This is a genomic window from Pontimicrobium sp. MEBiC01747 (genome assembly GCF_053601635.1).
The window spans coordinates 1-7,432 of sequence record NZ_JBSHNS010000565.1 but is presented as its reverse complement, the minus strand read 5'-3'; the positions used below and the strand labels follow the sequence as shown (position 1 = coordinate 7,432).

The following is a 7,432-nucleotide window of genomic DNA, read 5'->3' as shown; positions in this document are numbered from 1 at the left end:
TGGTGCAGTTGGACCTGAAGGACCGCAAGGACCTGCTGGAACAGATGGCAAAGGCATTACTTCTACAATTGACAATGGAGATGGAACTTTTACTATTACATATACAGATACGACAACATTTACCTCATCTGACTTAACAGGACCTCAAGGTGCTACTGGAACAGATGGACCGCAAGGGCCACAAGGTCTTCAAGGAGTTGGTATTTCTAATTCTACAGATAATGGTGATGGAACACTTACTTTTAATTATACTGATGGAACTAATTTTACTACTCCAAATCTTATTGGACCTCAAGGGCCTCAGGGAGACCCAGCAACAAATATTATAACTAATCTTTCTCAAAATACCGTAAGCGGTGTTATTACTTATGTTAATGAAGAAAATGGATCTCAAACAGCAAATGTAGTTAGTAATGATAGTAATAATAGAATAACCGTTGGTTCAGATGGAGGCGCATATTTAGGTTTTAGATATTTTGATGCATACGATGCTACAGGTTCTACTCCTATAACTACATCATTTAGTACTATAGCATTTAATACAACTAGGATAAACTTAAATGGTTTTACAATGACTAATGGAGTTATTACAATTCCTCAAAAAGGGCTTTACGAAATCACTTATACAGTCTCTTTTGATCATACTGCGAATGTAAACTCTAGAGCTAATGTTGAAACGGTTTTAGATTTAAATGGATCTACAGTTCCTGGAACAACTTCTTACACTTATCATAGAAGAAATTTTGGACAAGATAGCGCTACAAAAACAGTTATATTAGACTTAAGTGTTAATCAAACTATTTCAGTAAAATCAAGATTAACAAATAATAATAACGGTATTACTATCGACACAATTGCAGAAGGTTCTAGTATAACTATAAAGAGATTACAATAATACGATAACCTAATATTAATATATTTAATAAAAAACCGAGTTAAGTTTAACTCGGTTTTTTTTCATTTATAAAGCTTATTGAAAGTACTTACACTAAATAGAGTCCAGTTATATTTTATGATTAACATATTGAGTATTAACTATAAAAATGATTAAGTCTATAGTTTCAAAAAAAATGATTAAAAAAAATGAAAATAATTTGGTTCAATTTATTAAAAAACACTAGATTTGCACCCGCAAACGGCGAGGTAGCTCAGTTGGTTAGAGCGTCGGATTCATAACCCGGAGGTCACGAGTTCAAATCTCGTTCTCGCTACGATGACAGCTTTTCAATCTTTTTTGAGAAGCTGTTTTTTTTAATTCCAATTGTAAGTTTTAAAGACTTCAAATTTCAATAGATTTTTAAAGTTTCGTGGATGGAGTACCGTTTTTTCAATTTTTAATCCCCGAAAATGTTCATCTCAGCTATGGCTGAAGATAAAATCGTCTCATCTATATAATGCCTTTTTAAAATAGTATTTGTACTATGAGAGGACAAACTTTTGGCATTTCCCTTGAGTATATTATTCAAATGGGTAAGATAGGTTTTCCTTAAACATTTCAATTGTAACTGCCGCCCTGTATTCAACTTCTTATAATAATGAGAGAAGCCTTTTGATAGATTATTCATTATTGCATTCGATGATGTATCAGAACGATTTGGACATAAAATGTATTCTTGTGTTTGTTTATAGTCTTTATACCCCAACTGTACCAATAAGGATTTTAAGCTTGCAGTTATTGGTATGATGCTAGGTGCTACATTATCATTAAAACCATCGCCAAGAGAACGCTCTACTTTATAATTTTTTAATTCAATAAAAGCTAATGCTCCATTAATCTCATGTACCATGTCCCATGTCAACTCAACCACCTCCTCTCTCCTACCTCCAGTATGTAGACATAATTGTATCCCCTCAGAAAGATAGTCTTTATACCTATTGCGTCTTGTTTTTGCTTTTCCTTAAATGACCCAACCATTTTCAAAATTCATATTCTTAGGATCTATCAATGCCTTAAACTCTTCTGCAAATATGGTCGCTATGTTTTTGCTCATTGAGTGGAAATTCTTGTCAAACTGACCCACTAAATCCTATTTAAAGTGACCCGGGTATTCCTGTTTAAATTGACCCACCCTAGAAAAAGTGTGTATTAAATAACTTGTATGGTTATAACCAACAAAAATAACCATGGCAAATACACATTTAGACATGAGGAAAATCAAACAATTATATCGTTTATATACCCAAGGGGTTAGTAAACGAAAAATCAGCAAGCAACTTGGGATATCCAGGAATACCGTTCGTAAATATATAGGGCTTCTTACCAAGAGTAAACTCACCAGCTCAGAAGTTGACAGTCTTAGTTTTGAAGAGCTCCGTTTATTGTTACGTATAGACGAGACTCAGGTTACTACACGTCACAGTTATGTTTTTAAGTTCTTCCCCCTGATGAGCAAAGAACTTAAAAAGGTAGGTGTTACCCGTTACATGATCTGGGAGACCTACTATCAGGACAAAAAAGTATTTATCTCCTATTCCAGATTCTGTCACCTCTACAGAGTATGGTCCCGTACCCAGAGCCCCGTGATGCGTTTTGTCCACAAGGCAGGCGATAAGATGTTTGTAGACTTTACAGGCAAAAAGCTACAGGTGATAGAGCCATCAACAGGTTTGATCAAAGAGATGGAGGTGTTTGTCGCTATACTGGGGGCTAGTGGCTATACCTATGTAGAGGCTTGTCCTTCACAAAAACGTGAGGATTTTATAGGCTGTATGGTTAATGCCCTACATTTTTTTGGAGGCGTTCCTAGAGCGATAGTAACCGATAACTTAAAGTCGGCTGTTACCAAGAGCAGTAAGTACGAACCGATATTAAATGAGAGCTTACTGGCCATGGCTACCCATTATGATACCACGATACTACCAACCAGAACGTACCGTCCAAGAGATAAAGTATTGGTAGAGAATGCCGTTAAGATTATTTATACAAGAGTTTTTGCTATGTTAACCAATGATTTTTATACCCTTAGTGCTTTAAATGAGGCTATATTAGAGCTAACAGCTAAACATAACAGGATCAACTTCCAATCCAGAGACTGCTGTCGGTTAGATTTATTTACCTCTTTAGAACAGGATGCTTTACTGCCACTGCCTGTTGAGAAATATCAAATACGGGAATATCTACTGGGCACTGTATATAAGACCTCTCACATACACATTAATAAAGACAAACATCATTATAGTGTTCCTTATGGGTACATCGGCAAGAAAGTCCGTATCATTTACACTAAAGATACTGTTGAGATCTATTATAAACAAAAACGTATTGCCATCCATAAAAGAGGGTTAAAACGTTATGGGTATACTACAGACAGGGATCATATGCCATCTACCCACCGTTATGTAGCAGACTGGAACCCTGATACCTTTTTGAATTGGGCTGGTGGTATCGGGGAGCATTGTAAAACTTTTATCACTTTATTATTGGCAAAAAGGCAGCATCCTGAACAGTCCTATAAATCTTGTGCGGGTGTATTGGGGCTATCTAAGAAAGTAGGGAACCAACGCCTTAACAATGCCTGTAAACGGGCTCTGGATTATGAACGTATCAATTACCAAAGTATAAAAAGCATCCTTGAAAAAGGATTAGACTATATACAGGAAGACACCAATACGGAATCCTCCATTCCTAAACATGATAACATCAGAGGAGGCAATTACTATAAATAATTAAACCATTATATATTATGAATGATCAAACATTACAACAAATGAAACAGTTAAGGCTATATGGTATGCATAGAGCCTTTGAGACAACACTGGAAGCTAACCATCTAAAATACACCAATGACGAACTGGTTGCCTATTTATTACAATCTGAATGGGACGATAAGCATAACAGGAAAATAGAACGTCTGACCAAGGCTGCCAGATTTAGGTATAAAGCTGCCGTAGAACAAATATCCTTTGAACCTAACAGAATGATCGATAAAAACCTATTTATGAGGTTTACCTCCTGTGAATTTATTAAAAACAAAGAGAACATCCTGATCACAGGAAGTACCGGGGTAGGAAAAAGTTTTATTGCTTCTGCTATTGGATACCAGGCCTGCTCCCAAGGTTATAGGGTTAAATACTATAACATCAACAAACTCTTTGGTAAGCTTAAACTCGCTAAAGCCGATGGGTCATACCTCAAAGAGATCGATAGAATAGAAAGGCAGGATTTACTTATACTTGATGACTTCGGGCTTCAGGAACTGGACAATAACAAAAGGCAGGCCTTTATGGAAATTATTGAAGACAGGCATGGTAAACGTTCCACCATCATCGCATCGCAGTTACCTGTCATGGGGTGGCATCAAATTATTGGGGAACAAACCATTGCTGATGCTATTTTAGACCGATTAGTACACGCTGCTCATAGGGTAGAACTCAAAGGAGAATCTATGAGAAGAAAAAGAAAATAATAATGTTAATTTTTATATTTTTATAAGCAATAAAACCACTCTTTTTAGAACCTGTTTTACTATGCGCAATTTAAACAGGAATGGGTGGGTCAACTTCACAGGAATTTACACTTAAACAACAGAAAATAACAACTGTCTGTCAGATTAAGTCTTACTCATTACAAATTATAATACTTTTGTGCTCACTTCCTCTTAAGTTTAAGAAAAATCGGGGTGTATGATAAAATGGGAGATATGGTCTTATTCTTTTCTATATTATACGATTAAAAGAAATACCCCAAGTCTCAATGCAAGCCTTGGGGATTATTACTTTTAATAATTAAACTTATTTTTTTATTACTAGTCGCTTACTTTCCTTCCATAAATCAGAAGTTATTTCTAAAATATAAATTCCATCTGATAACTGGCTTGCATCAACTTTCCACCTGTGATTACCTGCTTTATTAAATACTTTTCTTTCTGATAATAAACGCTGCCCAGAAAGATTATAAATATTATAAGTAACATCAGTTACTTTGGTAATACCAAAATCAATATTGAAATGTCCATCAGATGCATTCGGATGAATTATCAAATCTGTTAGAGGTATATCCTCTGCTTCATTAACCACTTCTATACTCCTACTCTTTGCTGAAGATTTGGATGAAACAGAAACAAAGCTTCCAAATACTTGCACTTCTGCAAGGCTTAAAGTTCCCGTTCCTTCCAATTGAATTCGAATGTACCTACCTGTTTTATTTACTAATTGCTTAGTAAGATTACTCGCCTGACCAGAAAAATGGTAATCTGTAACTCCTAATTGACCTTGCACATCTGATACTGTATTAGAAGTAAAAGGAACATCAGATACAAACAAATGAAAATTGATTAAACGTTCACTGCAACAATCCGTACGGTTGTAGACTCTTATTTCTTTAATATTTGCCAATTTACCAAGATCTACTTGCCACCAAGGTTCTGAAATGTTATGAAGAGTATGTGTAAAATCTGGAGAAATTCCTGTTATAACACCATCCACTGCCCTTGAAGCTCCATATAAGCCACTGCTGTGGTCATTAGATTGAGTAGCTGCTTTATTTAAAGCTAGATTTTCAATTTTTGATCGTGTATTTTCATATTCATTATACACTTCTGTTCTGCCAAGAGCTTTTTTCCAAATTTTTATCTCATCAATATATCCGTTATAATTTTTGCTATGATCCTGAGACCATTTCCCTATTAGCGTTTTAATTCCTCTTTTTCTGAAAGGAAGATTAACAGTATTCTCTCCTACTATAGAACCGTTTATATAAAGCTCTTTCAATGTAGTGCCGTCACTTTTTGGTTTCATAACGAGGGTAATATGCTGCCAATCATCATTAGCTAAACTCAAAGATGGCGAAATAGGATTATATTCTAACCAATAATACAATCCGTCAGTATTATTATGATAGGTATAAAAACGAATACCATTATCTGTATTGGCTCTAGTCATAGACCAAGAATCCGCATCTAAAAGTCTGGCATAGGCATCTCCCCAATTATCTGTTCTCATCCAAACTGAGGCGGTTAACTCTCCTCCATAATCTGACGGATGAAAATCAAAGTTGGTATCTATATAATCATCAACACCATCAAATTTAGCTACTTCACCTCGTTTTAAGTCGTCAACTAATGCAACTCCATTGTGAGCCGTACCATGCCTCTGATATGTAGATTGATCATTAAAATCTCCATTAAATGTGTAGTGAGCTATTAGTGGCTCGTATTTCTTTGTTGAATTAAACTCTGTTTCTATTTCTGCTGCTGTAAATGCCTTCTTCCATATTTTAACATCATCCATAAAACCTTCGAAGTTTTTTGTGTCATCAACAGACCATTTCCCAATTAACATATTTACTCTATTTTTTCTTAAGGGAAGATTTGCGCTTCCATAACTTACCTTTTTACCATCAACATAGAGTTCTTTTAAAGTACCTCCTGTACCGTTAGGTTTCATTACTAAAGCAACGTGGTGCCAATTTTTACCTGTTAAACTTAGATTTGGCTTTATATAATAATAAAGGCCATCTGTATTATTATGATAGGTATAAAAACGAATACCTTCTCCTATATTATCACGGGTCATAGACCAGGAATCTGCATCTAAAAGTCTGGCATAGGCATCTCCCCAATTATCTGTTCTCATCCAAACTGAGGCGGTCAACTCTCCTCCATAATCTGACGGATGAAAATCAAAGTTGGTATCTATATAATCATCAACACCATCAAATTTAGCTACTTTACCTCGTTCTCCGTCATTTATATAAGTCACGCCATTATTACTTCCATGACGTTTGTAACCAGAGGCATCTTCTGCATTATCTTCAAACTTATAATGTGCCAATAGATCCGAACCTACATAATTGGTTTCAATTTCTTGTGGGCTCAATGCTTTGCTCCAAACCTTCATATCATCGAGATATCCCTTAAAGGCATTGTTCTCATAACTATCCCGGCGACCTATATACAAAGCTTTTGCATATTCATTGATGTCCAATGATAATTTGGGATTCCCTTCCTTATGTATTATTCGGGAACCGTCGAGATATACAGAGAAATTGACCGAACCGTTATCTTGGGTATCAATAACAACTGCTATATGGTGCCATTTATTGTCAATGACCCCTGTATTATATACTGCATTATAATTAATGCCGTTACCATATGTCCCGTCTCCATAACTAAATCTACTATTCGTTGCCAATTCTATACCTTGGGTATGTACAAGTCTTAAGCTAAAAGTAGAGAAATCAAACAAATACCTTTCATATTGTGGTATGTTGGTTTTCATCCAGATTTCTGCGGTTAAATCACCATTGTAAGCATCTGGGTCAAAACTATAAGCGACCTTGATTTGGTGATCTTCTTTATCATAATGGGCCACCATGCCTCTTTCGGAATCGTCAACATAACTGGGATTAAAGTACGCAAAATGACCATCGTAATAATGTTCTCCATGGTATTCATTACCCGAACTGTCTGTTGGTCCATCATCCAATTTGAAA

6 protein-coding genes, 1 tRNA gene and 1 pseudogene are annotated in these 7,432 nt (G+C 35.6%); 4 read left to right on the top strand and 4 right to left on the bottom strand.

Annotated features, from left to right (window positions below; genetic code table 11):
- The coding region (locus tag ACVC2P_RS18930; RefSeq protein WP_452600008.1) for a C1q-like domain-containing protein at positions 1–895 on the top strand (895 nt) is incomplete at its 5' end.
- 242 nt (positions 896–1,137) lie between these two features.
- A tRNA-Met gene (locus ACVC2P_RS18925) sits at positions 1,138–1,211 on the top strand.
- A 123-nt stretch (positions 1,212–1,334) separates the two neighbouring features.
- On the opposite strand, the gene ACVC2P_RS18920 is transcribed toward ACVC2P_RS18925, so the two are convergent.
- A complete protein-coding gene (locus tag ACVC2P_RS18920) occupies positions 1,335–1,808 on the bottom strand; it encodes a hypothetical protein (protein ID WP_452600007.1) in 474 nt (157 codons plus the stop codon).
- Positions 1,809–2,124: 316 nt separating this feature from the next.
- Here ACVC2P_RS18920 and istA point away from each other — a divergent pair, with 316 nt between their 5' ends.
- Positions 2,125–3,666, top strand: a complete 1,542-nt coding sequence (gene istA / locus ACVC2P_RS18915; protein ID WP_452600006.1) for an IS21 family transposase — start codon at positions 2,125–2,127, stop codon at positions 3,664–3,666.
- Positions 3,667–3,683: 17 nt separating this feature from the next.
- Positions 3,684–4,406, top strand: coding sequence for an IS21-like element helper ATPase IstB (gene istB / locus ACVC2P_RS18910; protein WP_452600005.1), 723 nt, complete (start codon positions 3,684–3,686; stop codon positions 4,404–4,406).
- A 325-nt stretch (positions 4,407–4,731) separates the two neighbouring features.
- Here istB and ACVC2P_RS18905 read toward each other — a convergent pair whose 3' ends face one another.
- The 3 genes and pseudogenes from ACVC2P_RS18905 to ACVC2P_RS18895 all read right to left on the bottom strand — a co-directional run.
- On the bottom strand, positions 4,732–6,837 hold the full coding sequence (locus tag ACVC2P_RS18905) for a LamG-like jellyroll fold domain-containing protein (protein WP_452600009.1): 2,106 nt from the start codon (positions 6,835–6,837) through the stop codon (positions 4,732–4,734).
- 21 nt (positions 6,838–6,858) lie between these two features.
- Positions 6,859–7,218, bottom strand: a pseudogene (locus ACVC2P_RS18900) (LamG-like jellyroll fold domain-containing protein); the annotation flags it as partial.
- A gap of 14 nt (positions 7,219–7,232) precedes the next feature.
- Positions 7,233–7,432, bottom strand: a 200-nt coding sequence (locus ACVC2P_RS18895; RefSeq protein ID WP_452600010.1) for a hypothetical protein, incomplete at its 5' end; no start/stop codon positions are given.